Consider the following 20,028-nt stretch of genomic DNA (forward strand, 5'->3'; position numbering starts at 1 on the left):
GCGTGAAGTCTAGAGCGTCAGCGGCAAAGGCAAGGTCAACTCCGCGCGGCAGCCGCCCCGCTCGCCATTGGCGACGTCGATCGCGCCGCCGTGCAGCGCCGCCACCTCGCGCACGAACGGCAGGCCCAGGCCGGTGCTCTTGCCGCCGTCGGGGCGCGGCAGCGAGTAGAAGCGCTCGAACAGCCGCCCGGCGGCGTAATGCGGGATGCCGGGGCCGGCGTCGGTGATGACGATGCGGACCGCGTCGCCGCTTGCCGACACGGCGGCGCCGATCTCGCCGCCGTGCGGGGCGAAGTCGATGGCGTTGTCCAGCAGATTGCCGATGGCCTGGCGCAACAGCAGCGCGTCGCCCCGCACCAGCGGCGCCACCGGCGGCAGCGTCATGCCCAGGCGCAGTCCGCGCTGTTGCAGCCGGCCGGCGGCATCGGCCGCGACCTGCCGCAGCAGCGCGCCGATGTCGACGGCCTCGGCGCCGTCCAGCCCCTGCTGCTGCTCGACGCGCACCAGCGCCAGCAGCTTGTCGATCAGCTGCTTCTGGCGCGCGTTCTGGCTCAGTATGTTATCGAGGAAGTGACGGAATTCGGCCGGCGGCAGCTCTTCGGACAATAGTTCGGCCGAGCCCTGGATCGCCGCGATCGGACTTTTCAACTCGTGCGCCAGCGTATGCATCAGCTGCTCGGCGTATTCCTTGCCTTCGAGCCGCGTGCGCATCGCATGCAGCGCGCGGCCCAGCTTGCCGATCTCGTTGTCGCCCAGCGACGGCAACACCGCCTTGCGGCCGGCCTCGACGTCGGACACATAGCGCATCAGTTGACCCAGCGCGCGCGCCAGCCACCACGCGAACGCCAGGCCGATCAGCAAGGAGACGATCAGCAGCACCGTGCCGCGCTGCATGATCTTGCGCTGGCTGCGATCGACGAACACCTGCACGCTGGACAGCGGCTTGGCCACCGTCAGCACGCCGATGATGCGTTCGCCGTCGCGGATCGGCGCGGCGACATACAGCACCGTGCTGCGGTCGACGCCCGCCACCGTGCGGGTGCTGCGCGCGCCATACTTGCCCTGCAGCGTCAGGTAAACGTCGTTCCAGCGCGAGTAATCCTTGCCGGCGTCCTTGCCGGAGGAATCGTAGACCACGATGCCGCGCGCGTCGGTGATATAGATGCGGTAATCGAGCCGACGCTTGATCACGCCGCCGATGTCGACCTCGATGTCGCGGCGCGCGTAGTCCTGCATCAGGTCCAGCTTGGGCGACGGCTCCAGCGCGCCGCCCCGCACGCGGTCGGCCACCACGCCGGCCAGCAGCTCGGCGGTGTCGACCAGCGTATCCTCCAATGTGGAGCGGACGCCGGGCTTGACCTCGGCAACGAACACATTCAACAGGAACCACGCCGCCAGCCCGACGATCAGGAAATAGCCGAGCAGGATGCGCAGGCCGATCTTCATGGCGCGAGGCTGTAGCCCATGCCGCGATGGGTGAGGATGAAGTCGGCGTCGGCGTCGATCAAGCGCAACTTGGCGCGCAGCGACTTGACATGGGCATCGACGGTGCGCTCCAGCGTGTCGGGCGCGTCGCTCCAGACGCGGTCCATCAGCTGGGCCCGCGACAGCACATGGGACGGGTGTTCCAGCAGGGCCTTGAGCAGCAGGTATTCATAGCGCGTCAGGTCGAGCGGCTGGCCGCGGAACAGGATGCGCGCCTCCAGCGGGCGCGGTTCGAACGCGGACGCCGGGACGGCCGGGGCGGACGCGGCGCCGGGCGGGGACATGCGGCGCAGGATCACGCGGATGCGCGCCACCAGTTCGCGCGGCGAAAAAGGCTTGGTCACGTAATCGTCGGCGCCGATCTCCAGCCCGACGATGCGGTCGATCTCGTCGCTGCGCGCGGTCAGGAACATGATCGGCGCGTCGGAAAAGCGGCGCATGCGGCGGCAGACCTCCAGTCCGCTCATGTCGGGCAGGCCGACGTCGAGCACCACCAGCAGCGGCGCAGGTTGCGCGCGCATGGCCGCCAGCGCCTGCTCGCCCAACGTCACGTGCAGCGGCGTGAAGCCATCGGTGCGCAAGGCGTAGGCGATGCTGTCGGCGATCGCCTGTTCGTCCTCGACGATGAGGATGGTCTTATTCATTGCTTTTACATTTAGTCATCATGGGGATGACTGTACCAGTGCCCGGGACGGGCGGCAATGCGGATGAAATCGAGGCGGATACTGCGCCAGATCAAACGAAGCGGCCGGCGCGCTCGCTAGCATGGTGTCCCACAAACGCCGACAGGAGTCCATCATGCATACCCTCTTCCGCGCCATGTTGGCGATCCTCGCCGCCTGCGCCGTTGTCGCCACCGGCGCGGCGCGGGCCGGCGCCGACGGCGCGACCAGCATCGGCAATGTCGCCCTCGGCGTGATCGACCTGACGCCGCAGGACGGCGGTGCCGGCTTCAGCATCGCCAGCGCCGACAGCCGCCTGATGGTGTACACCTATAACAGCGCCACCGGCGACGATTTCAATCCCGTCATCGTTCAGCCGGCCCCCTTCGCGGCCGGGCGGGCGCGGCTCGCGCTCGACGCGGCCAGCGCCGACGCCACCACCAGCGGCGGCGTCGGCGACGTCTCGGCGCAAGCCACGGCCGACGCCAGGCTGGGGTTGAACATGATGAGCAGCGCCGAAAGCGAACAACGGCTGTGGCTGACGCTGGCGCCGCACACGCTGCTGACCGTGTCCGGCAACGTATGGACCCAGGCCACCCGCAGCCTCGGCGACGGCGCCGGTTATCGGGTCTTCAGTTGGGCCTCGATCGACATCGCCGACCGCGACGCGGTCACCAGCAGCACGCTGTCGCGCGAGAGCGCGCTGATCTGGGGCGAAGCCACACGCTTCGCCCTCAACAGCGAATACTTCACGTTAGCCTTCGCCAACCCCGGCGACGCCGCCCTGGACGTGAGCATGAACTTCCTGGCCTACACCGACGTCACCATCGCGGCGGTGCCGGAGCCGGCCACCTACGGCATGCTGCTGGCAGGCCTGCTGCTGGTTGGCGCCGCAGCGCGGCAACGCGGCCATCCGCGGTAACCAGATAAATCTGTCATACCGGCCATTTTCGCGCCACATGTTTGATGCGCAAAATAGTTATGCTGTCCGGCAGGACGCGATAGATAACGAGGTAGTGCGTGTGGACCACCAGCTCCCTCGTCCCCGGTTTGCCGCCGATCCTGCCGATCTTCGGGTAGGTCGCCAACGGGATAATCTTGGCCAAGATCTGATCCAGCAGCTTGCCGGCGTTCGCCGGACTGTCGGCCGCGATATGCCGGCCGATACTGGCCATATCCCTGATTGCTTGCCGACTCCATGCAATTCGGCGCATGGGATGGCTCCTATTTTGCCCTGATCGCCGCCCGGATCTGCCGCACTGCCTCATCATGTGCAACAAGCGGCGACGGATCGTCTAGTGCCGCCTGCACTTCAGCTTTCAGCCATTCTTCGTATGTGGGATCTCCGTGCGACCGCCGGCCGCCATCGACTTCAAAACGAAGGACCCCCAATGTCCGCAAATGTTGCTCGACGGCCTGCAGTGCGTCAAATACAGCGGTCGCCTTACGGTCCAGATCGAGCAAAGCGCGGTCACCTGCCTCGTCATGCACGCATACGATCCAGCCGCCGCCCTCCGGCAGCACCGACACGTTGAAATTACCTCCCGCGTCAGCCAATCTGGCAAGCGCGGCCGGTTCTATCGTCTGTGTATTCATATCCCCCCCATTAGCAGCCAATCTAGCATAAACCCTCACGCCGGACGACGCTATTGTCGATGGTCGCGAACATGCGTCAACTAGAGCCGGGATGACGAAAAAAAAGCAGGCCGCCGGGAAGGCACGGCCTGCTGAACGTGTCGGGGCGGCACGACCCGCCCCTCCCCCTCTCGGACTGCAGAGACTAATAAGCTAACGGTTCAAGCGCTTGAGGATCTGCGCCCGCAGCATGCGCGCGCCGGTGTCGTCCAGCGGCGCCAGCACGCTGCGCGCGGCCGGCGGGATATGCGCCGCCTCGCCGCCGTCGCTGTCGAACACGTAGTGGCGGAAGATCTCCTTCCACGCCGCGCGCTGCGCCGGCGGCAAATCGCGCAGCGTCATCAGCGCCAGCATCAGCGTGTTGAACGGCGTGTCCATCCACGCCGGCGACTGGCGCCACCAATAATTGATCAGGATGTTGAACGGTTCCAGCCCCTCGACGTGGTGCCACCACATGCTGGGGATGAACAGTGCGTCGCCCGGCCCCAGCTCGGCCGACTGCGCGTGCCGCAGCGCCTCGGCAAACAGCGGAAAACGCTCCAGGTCCGGCCGCTCCAGGTCGACCAGGCTGACCGATTGCCCGGCCGGCGTGAAGTCCAGCGGACCGACGTACAGATTCTTCAGCTGCTCGGGCGGGAACAGCGTGAAGCGGCGCCGCCCGGCCGCGACACAGGCCAGGTTGTCCGGCACGTCGTAATGCGCCGGAATGCGGGTGCGGTTGCCGATCCAGATGCTGGCCAGCGGCTCGCGGCCGCCGAAGTTCAGGTCGTTCTCGGCGCGCAAGCCCGGCAGGCAGGTGTCGACCGTGGTCGAACCGACGTAAAAGGTCGGCGGCGCGGCGTCGTCCAGATGCGCCCGCAGCGCCTCCAGCACCTGGTCGAAGCGGACCATCTGCGCGCTGAAGTTGAAGCCGCTCAGATCGTCGTTGTAGAAGATGCGCCCGCCTGCCTCGGGCACGGCGTGGGTGGCCAGCACGGTGGCGTCGCGGTGGAAGCGGCGCAGGTAGGCCTCGGCCTCGTGCGCCGACGCGCGCGCGGCGCGCACCAGCGGCCAGTCGGCCACCAGCCCGCGCAACACCAGCGGCACGGTCGAAGTCAGGATCTCGTCGGGCAGCGGCTGGCTGCCGTCGCCGCGCAAACGCAGGCTGCGCTCGCAGTCGATCTCCGTGATCGCGGAAGGATTCGGTGACATGGACTCTCTCATGAAAACAGGCCGTCGCAACGGCGACGGCCTGCCGGACTACTTACACATCAGGCATCAGAACTTATAGCGCGCGCCGACCATGTAACGCGGACCGTTCTGCGTCACGTTCAAGGTCGCCGCTTCGGTGCGGCCAAACTGACGCTGGGTGGCGTTGGTCAGATTGATCGCCTCGAGCTGGAAGCTGAGGTTCTGATTGTAATTGTAGCCAATGCTGACGTCGGTCTGGCCATAACTGTCGGTGTACACCGGCGCCGCGCGGCCGCCGCCGTCGACCGTCGAGGCCAGGAACTTGTCGCGCCAGTTGTAGGCGATCCGCACCGACCACTTGGCATCCTCGTAGATCCCCACCAGGTTGGCCGAATTGCTCAGCCCCAGAATGGCGAACTGGTCGTTGGTGTTGGCGTTGTCGTACTTGGTCGGCGAACTGACGTAGGTGTAGTTGGCCTGCACGCCGAAACCGGTGTTGGCGAACATATGCTGCACGTTGATTTCGGCGCCCTTGACGGTGGCCGATTTCTGGTTGGCATAGGTGGTGGTCAGGAAGTTGGCCAGCGGATCGGTCGGCAGGCCGGTGATGGTGCCGTTCAGATTGCCGTCCGACTTGACGCCGGTCTTCACCACGCCCGGCTGGCCGTCGTAGGTGTTGAGGATGTAATTGCGGATGCAATTGGTGTCCGCCACCGTACAACCGGAGCCGATCGCCGCCTTGTAGTAGGCGCCGCCGACCGGCGTGTGCAGGTTATACAGATTCTGCGACACCAGCGTCTGACCGGCGTAGTTGTCCATGGTCTTGTGGAAGGCCGCCAGCGACATCAGGCTTTGCTGGCTGTAATACCACTCCCACGACAAGTCCAGATTCTTCGACTTGACCGGTTTCAGCGCCGGGTTGCCGACCGAGGCCGTGCCGCCGGTGAAGTAGTTGACGATCGTGCCCAGCGACAGACCGCCCTGCAGCTGGTCGTAGCGCGGCCGGCCGATGGTGGTGCCGGCGCTGGCGCGCAGCTTCATGTCGGAACGCAGGTCGAAGTCCAGATTCAGGCTCGGCAACACGTTGGTGTACGAGGCGTCCTGGGTGCTGTACGAGCTGCCGGCGAAGGTGATCGGCAACTCGTTCTGCGAGCCCCACACCACGGCCGTGCCCGGCAATACCTGCGCCACCGAGGTGACCTTGGTGCGCTCGAAGCGCACGCCCAGCGCCGAGTGGAACGGAATCGCGGTATCCCAGTCGGTGCCGAACGACACGTAGCCGGAGCTGGATTTCTCTTTCAGTTCGCGGTCGGTGTCGGAGCTGGCGAAGTTCGGCAGGTAGCCGGCGGCGTTGCCGGTGGCCTTGGCGGTCAGCGCGCGCAGCGTGGCGAAGTCGAAGGTGTACAGCGAACCGAACAGCTCAGGCGCGTCGTGGCCGCCCAGCTGCTTGAAGTACGAACCCAGCGGGTTGGCCTGGAAGATGCTGCCAGGGTAGTCGGAAGGCTTGGTGGCGCCGCCCCAGGTGTTGTTCTGCACGTTGGAGTAGGTCGAGCGGTTGGTCGAATCGGTGTAGCTGACGCCGAAGTTCAGGTCGGACGCTTCGAACAACTTCAGGTTGCCTTTGGCCTGCGCCTGGTTGATGGTGGCTTTCTGCCAGCTGTTGTGGAACCACGAACCGGCGGCCTGGATCGGCTGGTTCACCAGGTCGGCGGCCGGCATGCTCAGCACCGGCAACTCCTTGGTGAAGTCGATCTTGGTGTTGCCGCGGCTGAAGCTGGCGTTGGACAGGTTGTTCTCGGTGCCGAACGGGCTGTCCGCGCCGGACTCGGCGGTCGAGTGGTGCGCATCGAACTCGACGCGCAGATCGGAGGTGGCCTTCCACACGGCGTTGAAGCCGACCGACTGGTTCTTGGTCTTGGTGGCGTAGTCGCCGCCGACCACCGAGATGTCCTGCGGCGTCTGGTAGGTTTCCTGGTAGGTCAGCGGCGCCTGCACGTGGCCGCCCGGCCAGGTGCTGGTCGAGGTCGGGGTCTGGCCGAACCAGACGCTCAGCTCGTTACGCTTGGTGTGGATTTTTTGTTCCGAGTAGGTCAGGTCCAGCGTGGTGGTCAGTTCCTTGACCGGACGGAATTGCAGCACCAGCTGGCCGTTGGTGCGCTCGCGTTCGATGGCGTTGACGCTGTAGCCGAAGTTCTGCGGGATCGAGTACAGGTCGTTCGGGCCGGGACGGTTGGTGATGTTCTGCGAGCCGGGCTGGCCGGGCTGCGGCAGCGTCGAGCCGGCGGTGGTGTCCGAGCCCAGGTACGGACCCTGGTAACCGTTGGCCAGGCCGGCGCGGTTGAAGCCGGAATCGCGGCGCTGGTGGCTGGCGCTGACGGCGATGCCGAAGCGGCCGTCGGCGCTGGTGTTGCTGTAGATGCCGGAGGCTTCGGGGGTGACGCTGTCGCCCTTGAGCATGCCCGGCAGGTGGTCGTTGGAGGTGTCCTTGACCGCCTTGATGCCGACGCTGGCGCGCAGGCCGGGATTGTCCAGCGGACGCGCGGTCATCACGTTGATGGTGGCGCCGATGCCGCCGGTCGGGCTGTCGGCGCGGCCGGTCTTGTAGACCTGCAGCTGCGAGATCGCTTCCGACGCCAGGTTGGAGAAGTCGAACGAGCGGCCGGACAGGTCGCTCAGGTCGGTGGTCGGCATCTGGCGGCCGTTCAGCAGCACCAGGTTGAAGTCCGGACCCAGGCCGCGCACGGTGACCTTCTGGCCCTCGCCGTTGCTGCGGTCGATCGAGACGCCGGAAATGCGCTGCAGCGACTCGGCCAGGTTGGTGTCCGGGAACTTGCCGATGTCGTCGGCGACGATGCCGTCGACGATGCCGTCGGCGTTGCGCTTCATGTTCATCGTCGACTGCAGACTGGCGCGGATGCCGGTCACGACGACTTGCGTCCCCACGGCGGGGTCGGTGGCGACCGCGTCTTGGGCGTGGGCCGGCACGAAGGCGGCGCAGGCGCTGGCGACCGCCAGGCTGATCAGGCGCCGATTGCTCAGCGGTTGTCCTGAAATCGTTTTCATAGTTTTACGCAACTTCATCTCCTAATTTATTATTTATATATCCGACACTGATCGAGCAGGGTCGAGGGCACGTCGGAAGTCGAGGCACTACAGAACTGCGGCAAGACTTGGGACTTCATTCATCGAATGACAAATGAATAAGGCAAATTCAGGATATGAGAAATAAAGGCATTCGTCAATTGATCGAACGAATTCGCCGCACCGATTCCGGGCAATGTTGTAAGTTCGCACCACATGCGGGCAAACCGCGAGCAAAATGCCCTCGCAAGGTGAGCAATAGTCGATATTCCGGGCTTGGTGTATGATCCCGAGACCCCCTACTCTCGAATATGGTCCTATGATCGTCGCCGGCGACCAGCAATTACTCAAGCAAATCAACCGCATGGCGCTGGTGCGGCAACTGTGCGGCGCGCCCGGCTTGTCGCGCGCGGCGCTGGCGGAGGCGGTCGGCCTGACCAAGTCCACCGTCAGTCTGCTGGTGCGCGAATTGCTGGACGAAGGCTGGCTGATGGAGAGCGAACTGCTGGCCACCGGCGCGCTGGGCCGGCGCGCCACCCCGCTGCATATCGACGGCACCCGCCTGGCGCTGCTGGGCGCCGACCTCGGCATCGGCGCGGCGCGCGTGGTGGCCACCGATTTGCTGGGCAATGTGCTGGCCGAACGCGCCATCCCCTACACCGACGCCGCCGACACCGCCGCCTGCATCGGCCTGATGGCGGCCGCGCTGCTGGAGCTGGCGCGCGCCGGCGGCGAGCTGGACGGACGCACCGTGCTGGGCGTGGGCATCGGCCTGCACGGCGTGGTCGACGACGCCACCGGCGTGCTGCACTACGCGCCCCACCTGGGCTGGCGCAACGTCGACGTGGCGGCGCAGCTGCGCGCCGGCTTCGCCGGCAGCGCGTTGGCCGAACTGCCGCTGTTCATCCAGAACGAAGCGAACGTGGCGGCGCTGGCCGAGCTGGAATTTTCCGGCCAGGCCGGCACCGATCCGCTGATCTACCTGAGCATCGGCTACGGCGTCGGCGCCGGCATCATCGTCAACGGCCGCTTGCTGACCGGGCTGTACGGATTCGCCGGCGAGGTCGGCCACACCATCCTGCAACAGGGCGGACCGCCGTGCTCGTGCGGCCGGCGCGGTTGCGCCGACGCGCTGATCGGCCTGCAAGCCTTGATGGACGAGGTCTACGGCAAGCTGGGCACGGCCGGGCCGGAACAACTGGAGCGGCTGTTCGCGCAATCGGAAGCCGGCGAACCGGACGCGGTGCGCGCGGTGCAGGCGGCCGGCCGCAATCTGGGCGTGCTGTTGAATAATTTGTGGGTGGCGTTCGACCCGATGTGCATCGTCATCGGCGGCGCCGCACTGCGGCTGGGCGAGCGTTTCATCGCGCCGGGGCGGCAAGTGCTGCAGGATTGCGCCAGCGCCACGCTGCTGCCGGCGCCGACCATCCGCACGCCGCATTTCGGCGTCAACGCCATCGCCATCGGCGGCGCGGCGATGGTGCGCCACTACCTGATGCGCCCCTTTGTCGGCCAGGGCACGGCACGGCGCGGCCACAGCAAGGTGGCCGAACTGCCGCCGGCGCTGGCGGCCGGCATCTGGGCCTGGAGCTAGGCGAAAAAAAGGGGCCGGACGTTCGCACGTCCGGCCCCTCCTCAGCTGGCGACTCGCGCCGCCGGCTGAATACGATTATTGCAGTTTGATTTCGACATCAACGCCAGCTGGCAGGTCCAGCTTCATCAGCGCGTCAACGGTCTTGTCGGTTGGGTCGACGATGTCCATCAGGCGCTGGTGGGTGCGGATTTCGAACTGGTCGCGCGAGGTCTTGTTGACGTGTGGCGAACGCAGAACGTCGAAACGCTGAATACGGGTTGGCAGTGGGACTGGGCCTTTGACCACAGCGCCGGTGCGCTTGGCGGTCTCAACGATTTCCAGTGCGGACTGGTCGATCAGCTTGTAATCGAATGCCTTCAGGCGAATGCGGATTTTCTGGTTTGGTGCGGACATGATAATTCCTCAAAAGAACGAACTGGCAACTATGTAGCGCCAGCAATGTTTAAAAGAACGATTTACTGCGATTAGGGCCGACATGGTATCACACCATGCCGACCCTGTTTCAATCCAGCTTAAAAATTAAGCCAGGATCTTTGCTACAACGCCTGCACCAACGGTACGGCCACCTTCGCGGATGGCGAAGCGCAGACCTTCTTCCATCGCGATCGGGTTGATCAGCTTGACGGTGATCGACACGTTATCGCCTGGCATAACCATTTCTTTGTCCGCTGGCAGTTCGATCGAACCGGTCACGTCGGTGGTACGGAAGTAGAACTGTGGACGATAGTTGTTGAAGAACGGGGTGTGACGGCCGCCTTCGTCTTTCGACAGAACATAGATCTCGCCGGTGAAGTGCGCGTGCGGCTTGATCGAGCCTGGCTTCGCCAGAACCTGACCACGCTGTACGTCTTCACGCTTGGTGCCGCGCAGCAGCAGACCGACGTTGTCGCCGGCTTGACCCTGGTCCAGCAGCTTGCGGAACATTTCCACGCCGGTGCAAGTGGTCTTGACGGTGTCGGTGATGCCGACGATTTCGATTTCTTCGCCGACTTTGACGATACCGCGCTCAACGCGACCGGTAACCACGGTGCCGCGACCCGAGATCGAGAACACGTCTTCCACTGGCATCAGGAAGGCGCCATCGACTGCGCGCTCTGGCGTAGGGATGTAGCTGTCCAGTGCGTCGGCCAGAGCCATGATGGCTTGCTCGCCCAGAGGACCGGTGTCGCCGTCCAGTGCTTTACGTGCCGAACCTTTGATGATTGGCAGGTCGTCGCCTGGGAACTCGTATTTCGACAGCAACTCGCGAACTTCCATTTCGACCAGTTCCAGCAGCTCTTCGTCGTCGACCAGATCGCACTTGTTCAGGAACACGACGATGTATGGAACGCCAACCTGGCGGGCCAGCAGGATGTGTTCGCGGGTCTGTGGCATTGGGCCGTCAGCTGCGGAGCACACCAGGATCGCGCCGTCCATCTGTGCCGCGCCGGTGATCATGTTTTTGATGTAGTCGGCGTGGCCTGGGCAGTCAACGTGAGCGTAGTGACGCGCTGCGGTTTCGTACTCGACGTGGGCGGTGTTGATGGTGATGCCGCGTGCTTTTTCTTCCGGTGCCGCATCGATCTGGTCGTATGCTTTAGCTTCGCCGCCGAATTTCTTCGACAGAACGGTAGCGATCGCTGCGGTCAGGGTGGTTTTACCGTGGTCGACGTGACCGATGGTGCCAACGTTGACGTGCGGCTTAGTCCGTTCGAATTTACCTTTTGCCATTTTATTCTTCCTTAGAACAATGTTTTAAATATGCGGCCGGGGGATCGCCCCGACCGCAAAATACAAAAATTACTTAGCTTTAGCAGTGACGATCGCGTCGATAACGTGCTTAGGCGCTTCCGAGTAGTGCTTGAATTCCATCGTGTAGGTAGCACGACCTTGCGTTGCGGAACGCAGGGTGGTCGAGTAACCGAACATTTCCGACAGAGGCACTTCAGCTTTGATGATCTTGCCACCGCCGCCTGGGATCTCGTCCATGCCCTGCACCATACCGCGGCGGGACGACAGATCGCCCATCACGGTACCGGCGTAGTCTTCCGGCGTTTCCACTTCCACAGCCATCATCGGCTCCAGAATGACTGGCGACGCTTTACGGCAGCCTTCTTTGAATGCCATCGAAGCGGCCATCTGGAACGCGTTTTCGTTCGAGTCCACATCGTGGTACGAACCGAAGAACAGCGTGACCTTGACGTCGACCACTGGGTAGCCGGCCAGAACACCGGTGTTCAGGGTGCCGCGCACGCCTTTTTCCACCGCAGGGATGTATTCGCGAGGAACGGTACCGCCCTTGATCGCGTCAACGAATTCGAAGCCCTTGCCTGGTTCTTGCGGTTCGATCTTCAGAACCACGTGACCGTATTGACCACGACCACCCGATTGCTTGACGAACTTGCCTTCGGATTCTTCGCAGGTCTTGCGGATCGTTTCGCGGTAAGCCACTTGTGGCTTGCCGACGGTCGCTTCGACGCCGAATTCGCGCTTCATGCGGTCAACGATAATTTCCAGGTGCAGCTCGCCCATACCACCGATGATGGTCTGGCCCGATTCTTCATCGGTCTTGACGCGGAACGATGGATCTTCCTGCGCCAGACGGTTCAGTGCCAGACCCATTTTTTCCTGGTCGGCCTTGGTCTTCGGTTCCACAGCCTGTTGAATCACCGGCTCCGGGAAGATCATTTTTTCCAGAACGATGATCGAGGTCGGATCGCACAGGGTTTCGCCGGTGGTCACGTCTTTCAGACCAACCGCGGCGGCGATGTCGCCGGCGCGCACTTCTTTGATCTCTTCGCGCTGATTCGCGTGCATCTGCAGAATACGACCCAGACGCTCTTTACGACCCTTGACCGAGTTGTACACGGTGTCGCCCGAATTGATGGCGCCCGAGTACACGCGGAAGAAGGCCAGCTGACCGACGAACGGGTCGGTCATGATCTTGAACGCCAGCGCCGAGAACTTCTCGTCGTCCGCAGGACGGCGGGTGGTTGGCTGTTCGTCCTCGTCGGTACCGCCGACGTCTTCGATGTCCAGTGGCGACGGCAGGTATTCGATGACCGCGTCCAACATGGCTTGCACGCCCTTGTTCTTGAAAGCGGTACCGCACATCATCGGCACGATCTCGGAAGCGATGGTGCGATCACGCAGCGCTTTCTTGATTTCGGCTTCGGACAGGTCGCCCTCTTCCAGGTACTTGTTCATCAGTTCTTCGGTGGCTTCAGCAGCGGCTTCAACCATCTTCTCGCGCCACTCGGCGGCCGATGCGGCCAGCTCGGCAGGGATTTCGACGTAGTCGAACTTCATGCCTTGCGACGCTTCGTCCCACAGGATCGCTTTCATCTTGACCAGATCGATCACGCCTTTGAAGTTTTCTTCAGCGCCGATCGGGATCTGGATCAGGACCGGGTTCGCCTTCAGGCGAGCGCGCATCTGCTCGTAGACCTTGAAGAAGTTGGCGCCGGTACGGTCCATCTTGTTGACGAAGGCCAGACGTGGCACTTTGTACTTGTTGGCCTGACGCCATACGGTTTCCGACTGTGGCTGAACACCGCCCACTGCGCAGTAAACCATGCATGCGCCGTCCAGCACGCGCATCGAACGTTCCACTTCGATGGTGAAGTCGACGTGGCCTGGGGTATCGATGATGTTGATGTGGTGCTCAGGGAAATTGTTAGCCATCCCTTTCCAGAAGCAGGTGGTCGCAGCCGAGGTAATGGTGATACCGCGCTCTTGTTCCTGTTCCATCCAGTCCATGGTGGCGGCGCCATCGTGAACTTCACCGATCTTGTGGTTCACGCCGGTGTAGAACAGGACGCGTTCGGTGGTGGTGGTCTTACCTGCATCGATGTGAGCGGAAATACCGATATTGCGGTAGCGCTCGATGGGAGTCTTGCGGGCCATAATTATTCCTAAATCTTTGAATGGACAAAACCGAGCACCATTTTTTGGATAAAAAATGAGCCCGGCCTCGAACAACAGATAACAGCCAGTTCACGCAGGAACCGGCCGGTTTTATTAGAAGCGGAAGTGCGAGAACGCCTTGTTCGCTTCAGCCATACGGTGGACTTCGTCACGCTTCTTCATCGCACCGCCGCGGCCTTCAGCCGCTTCCATCAGCTCACCGCCGAGGCGTTGTGGCATGGATTTTTCGCTGCGCTTGTTTGCAGCTTCGCGCAACCAACGCATGGACAGCGCCATACGACGCACTGGGCGAACTTCGACCGGCACCTGGTAGTTTGCACCACCGACGCGACGGGATTTCACCTCAACCAGCGGCTTGGCGTTGTTGATGGCGGTTGCGAACACTTCCAGCGGATCTTTGCCGGATTTGTCAGCGATGTGCTTGAAAGCACCGTAGATGATGTTTTCTGCGACCGATTTTTTACCGGACAGCATCAGAACGTTCACGAATTTCGCGACATCAGTGTTGCCGAATTTTGGATCTGGCAAGATTTCGCGCTTGGGTACTTCACGACGACGTGGCATATCAATTCCTTTCAATCTTCAGTTGAGGTGCGGGGATGGATCGCACTCTCGCGGATGGCCATCATAGCCCTCCACTTACTCGACCAATTGCGGTCGACTACATTCACTTAGCCTACTGCCACTGAGCGAAACTATTTACTACTCGATTACTTCTTACCAGCCTTGGCGCGCTTGGTACCGTATTTCGAGCGAGCTTGCTTACGGTCTTTGACGCCCTGGGTATCCAGTGCACCGCGAACCATGTGGTAACGCACACCCGGCAAATCTTTGACGCGGCCGCCGCGCAGCAGGACAACGCTGTGCTCTTGCAGATTGTGGCCTTCACCGCCGATGTACGAAATGACTTCGAAACCGTTGGTCAGACGCACTTTGGCGACTTTACGCAAAGCCGAGTTAGGCTTCTTAGGAGTGGTGGTGTACACGCGAGTGCACACGCCACGTTTTTGCGGGCTGTTTTCCAGCGCCGGCGATTTGCTTTTCACGGTCAGAGCGACACGTGGATTGCGAATCAGTTGATTGATGGTTGGCATCGTTCTAAACCCAACTAAATAACAACGTTGAACACCCGGACGGTTGTCCGGGGACTAAAACCTAGTCTCTATCTACAGCAACAACGGAGGCGCGAATAGCCACTCGCAGGGAGCGGCCTGAAACAACGTATACGATGCGCAGAATAAATTGAGAACTCGCGAGTATAGACGTGGTTGGGGTACCAGTCAATCTATTTCGCGGCAGCATAGGGCCGAGGAGGGCCCGCGAAAACTCGCTGCTGAAGCAAGAAAGACTCGATAATAGCAGACAATTTCCTCCTGTCCGTCTTTATGCGATCCCTGTTGCGCCCCGCCCCGTTGTTTGTCGTCGTCAGTTATGTGCTGCTGTCCCTGGTGCCCTGCGTACCAATCTTGCTGGGAAGGCAAGTGCCGCAGCTCGGCCACGTGCTTGCGGTGGAGCTGCTGGCCTGGGCGGCCGTGTGGGGCGTGCTGCAGCGGCCGGTCTGGTTCCACTGGCTGCTGATCCCGGCCTTCCTGGCGCTGCCGACCGAGCTGTATCTTTTCTTATATTACGGCCAGGGCATCTCCACCCACCACCTCGGCATCATCGCCGAGACCAGCCCCAAGGAGGCGCTGGAATTCCTCGGCCGCAAAGTCTGGCTGATGGGCGCGGTGATGCTGGGGATGGTGGCTTGGTGGGGCGCCATATATATAGCGGCGCGGCGCAGCCCGGAACTGGCGTGGCGCGGCAAGTCGCGCCTGGCCGCGCTGATCATCCTGGTAGTGCTGGCCGGCTTCTGGACCTACGCCTGGGAATTCGGCGTCGGCGCCAAGCCGGTGGCGGCCAGGGCGGCGAAGCCATCGGCCTCGGCGTCCGCTTCGGCCGCGTCCGGCGACGACAGCGGCGAGCAGGACGCCGACGAGGAAGTCCGGCCCGAGCACGCCGCCGTCAAGGGCGCGGGGCGCAGCGGCTGGCATCCGGCGCCGCTGGTCTGGTGGGCGCGTTCGCCGCTCGGCTTCGACGATCTCGCCTCGTCGTGGCCGTTCGGCCTGACCGCGCGCGGCGTCGACTTCTACAAGGAGCGCCGCTACCTCGCCGAGCTGGGCCGGCGCAACAGCAGCTTCAGCTTCAAGGCGCACCAGCCCCAGGCCAACGACACGCCGGAGATCGTGATCATGGTGATCGGCGAATCGTCGCGCTACGACCGCTGGAGCGTCAACGGCTACGGGCGCGACACCAACCCGCTGCTGAAGCAGGAAGCCAATCTGGTCACGCTGCCGGACGTCATCACGGCGGTGTCGGCGACCCGGCTGTCGGTGCCGGTGATCATCTCGCGCAAGCCGTCGATGCAAAGCCTGAAGGAAGGCTTCTCGGAGAAATCCTTCCTGACCGCTTATAAAGAGGCCGGCTTCAAGACTTGGTGGTTGTCGAACCAGATCTCGTTCGGCAAGTTCGACACGCCAGTGTCGGTGTTCGCCAAGGAAGCGGACGTGATCCAGTTCATGAACCTGGGCGGCTTCACCAACAACTCGAACTTCGACCAGATCCTGCTGGAGCCGCTGCAGCACGCGATCGCCGACCCGTCGCCGAAAAAGCTGATCGTGCTGCACACGCTGGGCAACCACTGGAACTACAGCCAGCGCTACCCGAAGGATTTCGACAAATGGCAGCCGTCGCTGTTCGGCGTCGACAAGCCGGTGTACACCGACACCAGGATCAAGCCGCAGCTCAACAACAGCTACGACAACTCGATCCTGTACACCGACTGGTTCCTGTCGCAGGTGATCGGCCAATTGAAGGAGACGCAGCAGCTGGGCGCGATGGTGTACGTGGCCGACCACGGCCAGACCTTGTACGACGGCGCCTGCAACCTCGCCTTCCACGGCCACAACACGCAATACGAATTCCACGTCCCGGCGCTGGTGTGGTATTCGGACGAATACAAGGAACGCTATCCGGAAAAGATCAAGCAACTGATCCGCCACCGCAAGGCGCGGCTGGCGACGGAAAACATCTTCCACACGCTGCTGGACCTGGGCGACATCCAGTACGAGGACGAGAAGCTGGAATGGAGCTTCATCAACCAGCGCTTCAAGCAGCACAAGCGCTACGTCGACAGCTACGGCTGGAGCAACTACGACAACGCCAGCTTCAAAGGCGACTGCCGCGAAGTCATGGACAAGGGCAAGCCGCTGAAGCAAGAAAAGTAAGACTGCGTTTAATAGTGATTGCGACAGGAGACGATGGCAATAGCGTCGCCGTCGACCCGGTAGACAAGCCGATTCTTGTGGTGTATGCGGCGAGACCATAGGCCACTCAGATTGCCTTTCAAGGCCTCGGGCTGGCCAATGCCGTCAAATGGCGATCTGCAACTGGCCAACAGAAGTTCGTTGATTTTCTTCACCGTCTTTCTGTCCTGCGATTGCCAGTATGTGTAGTCCAGCCAAGCCTCATTTGTGAACAGGAGGTTGCGCATGCGACTCGCCCACCTCGATCAGCTCATGCTCGGTCACTTGACCGGCATGCAGCTCCGCCAATGATTTGACTAAATGTGCAGCATTTAATGGTGAACTCAGTAGATGACTGGTCGCCATCAGGCCGTTATATTGCTCAAGCGTCAGAATGACAAGCGATGATCCGTCCTCGCGCAAGACCGTGAGCGCATCTTCCGCTTCGGCGGCCTTTTCAAGCACTGCTCGCAGATCATTCCCAGTCTCGGAAAAGCTGATGATATTCATCTCCGTCGTTCCTCATACATGGGCACAAACCTGCAGTATAGTTCCGAGATAAATTAAGGCAATCAAGCTCACCATATCGATTGAGCCAGATCAGACAGGAAACACAATGGGACTCGACACCGTAGAACTGGTCCTGGCGATCGAAGATGAGTTCGGCATCAGGATAAACCATCAAATCGCCAAAACGCTGCGCACGCCGGGCGATGTTGCTGATTATGTGATGAGCCGCGTCCGGACCGAAATAAACAGTTCATGCCTGGCCCAGGTCGGATTCTACCGAGTCCGCTCCGTGCTGGTGATGACTTTTAACGCAAGCCACAGCGACATTCATCCCACCACCCCACTCGCCGGACTGCTACATGCCGACATCAAGCACGCATGGCCGGCATTGGGCCGCGCACTGCAAGCGGATAATTTTCCACCGCTTGTACGGCCCCGGAGAATTGTGCTCGCGGCGGTCGTGGCGCCAACCTTGATAACCATCGCCGGGATGGCATGGGCGGACATCCAGCCCACCATCATCGCGATCAGCGCAGCTTTCGTGGCACTCTGCACCAACAGCGGGACCAGCACAATGCGCGTTGTCATCCCCGACAACTGCAGCACCGTCGAAGCCTTGATTCCATTTGTCGCTACCACAAACGCCGCGCTGTGGACGCGCGAGCGCGTGCTGGCCACAATCCTGCAAATCACATCGACGCAATTGGGCATCCCGATTGAAAAAATCCGCGAAGACTCGACCTTCGTCGACGAGCTGGGAGCGGACTAGCGGCTCTCTACCCGCATCAAGCCAGGCTGCGCAACGCGCCCTCCAGGTGCGGATGGCGGAATACGTAGCCATCGCGCGTCAACCGCGCCGGCGCCACGCGCTGGCCCTCGAGCAGCAGGTCGGATTGTTCGCCCAGCAGCAGTCGCATCGGCCAGCCCGGCGTCGGGAAGCCGTAGGGTCGGTGCAGTACCTTGGCCGCCACGCGGCTGAACTGCGCTTGCGTCACGCTTTCCGGCGCGGTGAAGTTGTAGGCGCCCTCTCCGCCCGCGCGGCACAGATGGGCGATGCCGCCGATGACGTCGTCCACGTGTATCCAGGACAGCCATTGCAAGCCGCCGCCAAGCGGGCCGCCCATGCCCAGCTTGATCGGCAACAGCATCATCGGCAACGCGCCTTGCGTGCCGAGCACCAGTCCGAAGCGCGTGCATGCGACGCGCACGCCGTGCGCGGCCGCACCTTGCGCCGCCTGCTCCCATTCGCGGCACAGGTCGGACATAAACATCGCTTGCGGAGCGGTGTCCTCGGTCAGCACCTTGTCGTCGCCGCGCCGCTGTATGCCGTAGTAGCCGATCGCGGATGCCGATACCAGCAGCGCCGGCTTGTGCTCGGCGGCGGCGATCCACGCCACCAGCCTCTCGGTCAGCCCGATCCGGCTGTCGCGCAAGGCCTGGCGCCGCGCGGCCGTCCAGCGCCAGCCCAGGATGCGCGCGCCGGCCAGGTTGATGACGACATCGATGCGGCGCGACGGCGGCAAGCACCGCATGTCGTCAACGCATTCGGCCCGGCCATCGAACAGCCATGCCGCTTGGCGCACCTGCCGCGTCAGCACCGTCACCCGATGCCCATCGCGCAGCAGCGCGCGCACCAGGTGCTGGCCGATAAAACCGGTTGCGCCGGTGACCAGGAACTCGCGCCGCGGCGATCCGAAACTCTCCGCCGGCGCCGCGTCGTCGCGTAACGCCAGTTTGCCGAGCGCCCGCGCCGCAAACGCATCGCGCAGGCCGGAGATGCCGACACCGGTGCCACACAAGGCGAGGAACACGCTCAAGCCGCCGTATGGTTGCCACACCAGCGCGGTCGGCCTCGACAGCGCCGCCGGCGTGCCCAGCGCCAGCAGCGCGATGAAAGCGCCGCCGTTCATCGCCAATACCGTGTGCGTCACGCGTTCGGTCGCCGGCAGCAAACGGGTGCGGTCCTCGACCACGAAGTCCCACAAGGTCAGCACCACTTCCACCATGAAGACGGCCAGCAGCGCCAGCGCCCACGCGCCGTGAACCGCCCAGCCGGCAAGGCCGATGAACAGGCCGCAGTAAATCAGCGCGCGGATCGCGTGGATGGTCAACTCGCGGCGCGCGCTGCCGCGTCCCGGCAGCGCCTCGGTCAGCTCGTGGTGGTACACGGTATCGAAGGCGCCGAGGCAGCCCTGGATGGCCATCAGTTGCAACGCCAGCAGATGGGTATTCATTGCGCCGCTCCCCGTTTGTCAGCCAGGTCCTGCTTGCACAGCCACAGCAGCGGCGGCAGCATGACCGCCAGCACCAGCGCGTCCATCCACAGGTTGATCCAGCAATGCGCGCGTGCCGAGATCAGCATGTCCTGCGGCGCCCACACCAGCAGGCCGAGAATCAACATGGCCCAGGCGAAGGCGTTGCGTTGCTTGTCGCCGATGACAGCCAGGCCGGCCATCCAGATCGCGGCCGCCTGTACTGTCGGGCCGAACAACGAGATCCACCACACATGCAGCGCCTGCGCGGCCACCGGCGCGTCGCCGCTGAAGAAGTAACTTTCGATGTCGCGCCGGTAGCCTTCCGACAAAGCCGTCCCCGCGCACAGCGGCAGCAACACGCCCACCATCAGATGCGCCACCGTCACCACATAAACCCAACGCACCAGCCATGTTCTCGTCGTCATGATTTTTCCTTTTTTCTGTAA

General features: G+C 62.8%; 19 protein-coding genes. 4 read left to right on the forward strand and 15 right to left on the reverse strand.

Going from position 1 to position 20,028, the window contains the following annotated elements; all coding sequences use genetic code 11:
• Nucleotides 1-9: 9 nt before the first annotated feature.
• A complete protein-coding gene (gene creC / locus GW587_RS01845) occupies nucleotides 10-1,446 on the reverse strand; it encodes a two-component system sensor histidine kinase CreC (protein WP_166097839.1) in 1,437 nt (478 codons plus the stop codon).
• On the reverse strand, nucleotides 1,443-2,129 hold the full coding sequence (gene creB / locus GW587_RS01850) for a two-component system response regulator CreB (RefSeq protein WP_166097842.1): 687 nt from the start codon (nucleotides 2,127-2,129) through the stop codon (nucleotides 1,443-1,445). The genes creC and creB overlap by 4 nt, the downstream gene beginning before the upstream one ends.
• A gap of 154 nt (nucleotides 2,130-2,283) precedes the next feature.
• Here creB and GW587_RS31140 point away from each other — a divergent pair, with 154 nt between their 5' ends.
• Nucleotides 2,284-3,069, forward strand: coding sequence for a PEP-CTERM sorting domain-containing protein (locus GW587_RS31140; protein ID WP_229259250.1), 786 nt, complete (start codon nucleotides 2,284-2,286; stop codon nucleotides 3,067-3,069).
• Between the two features lie 13 nt (nucleotides 3,070-3,082).
• Here GW587_RS31140 and GW587_RS01860 read toward each other — a convergent pair whose 3' ends face one another.
• The 4 genes from GW587_RS01860 to GW587_RS01875 form a co-directional block, all read right to left on the reverse strand.
• A complete protein-coding gene (locus tag GW587_RS01860; protein WP_166097844.1) occupies nucleotides 3,083-3,361 on the reverse strand; it encodes a type II toxin-antitoxin system RelE/ParE family toxin in 279 nt (92 codons plus the stop codon).
• Between the two features lie 10 nt (nucleotides 3,362-3,371).
• A complete protein-coding gene (locus GW587_RS01865) occupies nucleotides 3,372-3,743 on the reverse strand; it encodes an antitoxin PaaA2 family protein (protein WP_166097847.1) in 372 nt (123 codons plus the stop codon).
• A gap of 192 nt (nucleotides 3,744-3,935) precedes the next feature.
• Complete coding sequence (locus GW587_RS01870) at nucleotides 3,936-4,973, reverse strand: cupin-like domain-containing protein (RefSeq protein ID WP_166097850.1); 1,038 nt, start codon at nucleotides 4,971-4,973, stop codon at nucleotides 3,936-3,938.
• 66 nt (nucleotides 4,974-5,039) lie between these two features.
• Nucleotides 5,040-8,015, reverse strand: a complete 2,976-nt coding sequence (locus GW587_RS01875) for a TonB-dependent receptor (RefSeq protein ID WP_229259251.1) — start codon at nucleotides 8,013-8,015, stop codon at nucleotides 5,040-5,042.
• A 337-nt stretch (nucleotides 8,016-8,352) separates the two neighbouring features.
• Between GW587_RS01875 and GW587_RS01880 the strand changes: the two genes are divergently transcribed.
• The gene (locus GW587_RS01880; protein WP_166097854.1) at nucleotides 8,353-9,627 is read left to right on the forward strand and encodes an ROK family transcriptional regulator; all 1,275 of its coding nucleotides are present in this window, start codon (nucleotides 8,353-8,355) and stop codon (nucleotides 9,625-9,627) included.
• A 75-nt stretch (nucleotides 9,628-9,702) separates the two neighbouring features.
• On the opposite strand, the gene rpsJ is transcribed toward GW587_RS01880, so the two are convergent.
• The 5 genes from rpsJ to rpsL form a co-directional block, all read right to left on the reverse strand.
• A complete protein-coding gene (gene rpsJ / locus GW587_RS01885; RefSeq protein WP_010394389.1) occupies nucleotides 9,703-10,020 on the reverse strand; it encodes a 30S ribosomal protein S10 in 318 nt (105 codons plus the stop codon).
• A gap of 126 nt (nucleotides 10,021-10,146) precedes the next feature.
• Complete coding sequence (gene tuf, locus GW587_RS01890) at nucleotides 10,147-11,337, reverse strand: elongation factor Tu (protein ID WP_166097857.1); 1,191 nt, start codon at nucleotides 11,335-11,337, stop codon at nucleotides 10,147-10,149.
• A gap of 69 nt (nucleotides 11,338-11,406) precedes the next feature.
• The gene (gene fusA / locus GW587_RS01895; RefSeq protein ID WP_166097859.1) at nucleotides 11,407-13,512 is read right to left on the reverse strand and encodes an elongation factor G; all 2,106 of its coding nucleotides are present in this window, start codon (nucleotides 13,510-13,512) and stop codon (nucleotides 11,407-11,409) included.
• A 114-nt stretch (nucleotides 13,513-13,626) separates the two neighbouring features.
• Nucleotides 13,627-14,097 carry a 30S ribosomal protein S7 gene (gene rpsG / locus GW587_RS01900; protein ID WP_166097861.1) on the reverse strand — a complete coding sequence of 157 codons (471 nt, stop codon included), beginning with the start codon at nucleotides 14,095-14,097 and terminating at the stop codon, nucleotides 13,627-13,629.
• A 146-nt stretch (nucleotides 14,098-14,243) separates the two neighbouring features.
• Nucleotides 14,244-14,627 (reverse strand): 30S ribosomal protein S12, encoded by a 384-nt coding sequence (gene rpsL, locus GW587_RS01905; RefSeq protein ID WP_025603541.1) that lies wholly within the window; start codon nucleotides 14,625-14,627, stop codon nucleotides 14,244-14,246.
• 303 nt (nucleotides 14,628-14,930) lie between these two features.
• Between rpsL and GW587_RS01910 the strand changes: the two genes are divergently transcribed.
• A complete protein-coding gene (locus GW587_RS01910; protein WP_503826758.1) occupies nucleotides 14,931-16,799 on the forward strand; it encodes a phosphoethanolamine transferase in 1,869 nt (622 codons plus the stop codon).
• A gap of 8 nt (nucleotides 16,800-16,807) precedes the next feature.
• Here GW587_RS01910 and GW587_RS01915 read toward each other — a convergent pair whose 3' ends face one another.
• Together GW587_RS01915 and GW587_RS01920 are read right to left on the reverse strand one after the other, a co-directional pair.
• Entirely contained in the window at nucleotides 16,808-17,065 is a 258-nt protein-coding gene (locus GW587_RS01915; RefSeq protein ID WP_166097866.1) for a Txe/YoeB family addiction module toxin, read from the reverse strand.
• Complete coding sequence (locus GW587_RS01920) at nucleotides 17,040-17,327, reverse strand: type II toxin-antitoxin system Phd/YefM family antitoxin (RefSeq protein ID WP_166097869.1); 288 nt, start codon at nucleotides 17,325-17,327, stop codon at nucleotides 17,040-17,042. Before GW587_RS01920 ends, GW587_RS01915 begins: the two co-directional genes overlap by 26 nt.
• Nucleotides 17,328-17,433: 106 nt before the next feature.
• Between GW587_RS01920 and GW587_RS01925 the strand changes: the two genes are divergently transcribed.
• A complete protein-coding gene (locus tag GW587_RS01925; RefSeq protein ID WP_166097871.1) occupies nucleotides 17,434-18,096 on the forward strand; it encodes an acyl carrier protein in 663 nt (220 codons plus the stop codon).
• A gap of 16 nt (nucleotides 18,097-18,112) precedes the next feature.
• Here the strand turns inward: GW587_RS01925 and GW587_RS01930 are convergent, their stop codons facing one another.
• Complete coding sequence (locus GW587_RS01930) at nucleotides 18,113-19,561, reverse strand: TIGR01777 family oxidoreductase (protein ID WP_166097873.1); 1,449 nt, start codon at nucleotides 19,559-19,561, stop codon at nucleotides 18,113-18,115.
• The gene (locus tag GW587_RS01935; RefSeq protein ID WP_166097876.1) at nucleotides 19,558-20,007 is read right to left on the reverse strand and encodes a cell division protein; all 450 of its coding nucleotides are present in this window, start codon (nucleotides 20,005-20,007) and stop codon (nucleotides 19,558-19,560) included. Before GW587_RS01935 ends, GW587_RS01930 begins: the two co-directional genes overlap by 4 nt.
• Between the last annotated feature and the right edge of the window lie 21 nt (nucleotides 20,008-20,028).

Origin of the sequence: Duganella aceris, from assembly GCF_011090165.1 — a bacterium.
Classification (GTDB): Bacteria; Pseudomonadota; Gammaproteobacteria; order Burkholderiales; family Burkholderiaceae_D; genus Rugamonas; species Rugamonas aceris.

Excerpts from the sequence above, each read along its gene's own strand:
- creC (WP_166097839.1), bottom strand. The coding sequence starts at position 1,446 with ATGAAGATCGGCCTGCGCATCCTGCTCGGCTATTTCCTGATCGTCGGG.
- creB (WP_166097842.1), bottom strand. The coding sequence starts at position 2,129 with ATGAATAAGACCATCCTCATCGTCGAGGACGAACAGGCGATCGCCGAC.
- GW587_RS31140 (WP_229259250.1), top strand. The coding sequence starts at position 2,284 with ATGCATACCCTCTTCCGCGCCATGTTGGCGATCCTCGCCGCCTGCGCC.
- GW587_RS01860 (WP_166097844.1), bottom strand. The coding sequence starts at position 3,361 with ATGCGCCGAATTGCATGGAGTCGGCAAGCAATCAGGGATATGGCCAGT.
- GW587_RS01865 (WP_166097847.1), bottom strand. The coding sequence starts at position 3,743 with ATGAATACACAGACGATAGAACCGGCCGCGCTTGCCAGATTGGCTGAC.
- GW587_RS01870 (WP_166097850.1), bottom strand. The coding sequence starts at position 4,973 with ATGTCACCGAATCCTTCCGCGATCACGGAGATCGACTGCGAGCGCAGC.
- GW587_RS01875 (WP_229259251.1), bottom strand. The coding sequence starts at position 8,015 with ATGAAAACGATTTCAGGACAACCGCTGAGCAATCGGCGCCTGATCAGC.
- GW587_RS01880 (WP_166097854.1), top strand. The coding sequence starts at position 8,353 with ATGATCGTCGCCGGCGACCAGCAATTACTCAAGCAAATCAACCGCATG.
- rpsJ (WP_010394389.1), bottom strand. The coding sequence starts at position 10,020 with ATGTCCGCACCAAACCAGAAAATCCGCATTCGCCTGAAGGCATTCGAT.
- tuf (WP_166097857.1), bottom strand. The coding sequence starts at position 11,337 with ATGGCAAAAGGTAAATTCGAACGGACTAAGCCGCACGTCAACGTTGGC.
- fusA (WP_166097859.1), bottom strand. The coding sequence starts at position 13,512 with ATGGCCCGCAAGACTCCCATCGAGCGCTACCGCAATATCGGTATTTCC.
- rpsG (WP_166097861.1), bottom strand. The coding sequence starts at position 14,097 with ATGCCACGTCGTCGTGAAGTACCCAAGCGCGAAATCTTGCCAGATCCA.
- rpsL (WP_025603541.1), bottom strand. The coding sequence starts at position 14,627 with ATGCCAACCATCAATCAACTGATTCGCAATCCACGTGTCGCTCTGACC.
- GW587_RS01915 (WP_166097866.1), bottom strand. The coding sequence starts at position 17,065 with ATGCGCAACCTCCTGTTCACAAATGAGGCTTGGCTGGACTACACATAC.
- GW587_RS01920 (WP_166097869.1), bottom strand. The coding sequence starts at position 17,327 with ATGAATATCATCAGCTTTTCCGAGACTGGGAATGATCTGCGAGCAGTG.
- GW587_RS01925 (WP_166097871.1), top strand. The coding sequence starts at position 17,434 with ATGGGACTCGACACCGTAGAACTGGTCCTGGCGATCGAAGATGAGTTC.
- GW587_RS01930 (WP_166097873.1), bottom strand. The coding sequence starts at position 19,561 with ATGAATACCCATCTGCTGGCGTTGCAACTGATGGCCATCCAGGGCTGC.
- GW587_RS01935 (WP_166097876.1), bottom strand. The coding sequence starts at position 20,007 with ATGACGACGAGAACATGGCTGGTGCGTTGGGTTTATGTGGTGACGGTG.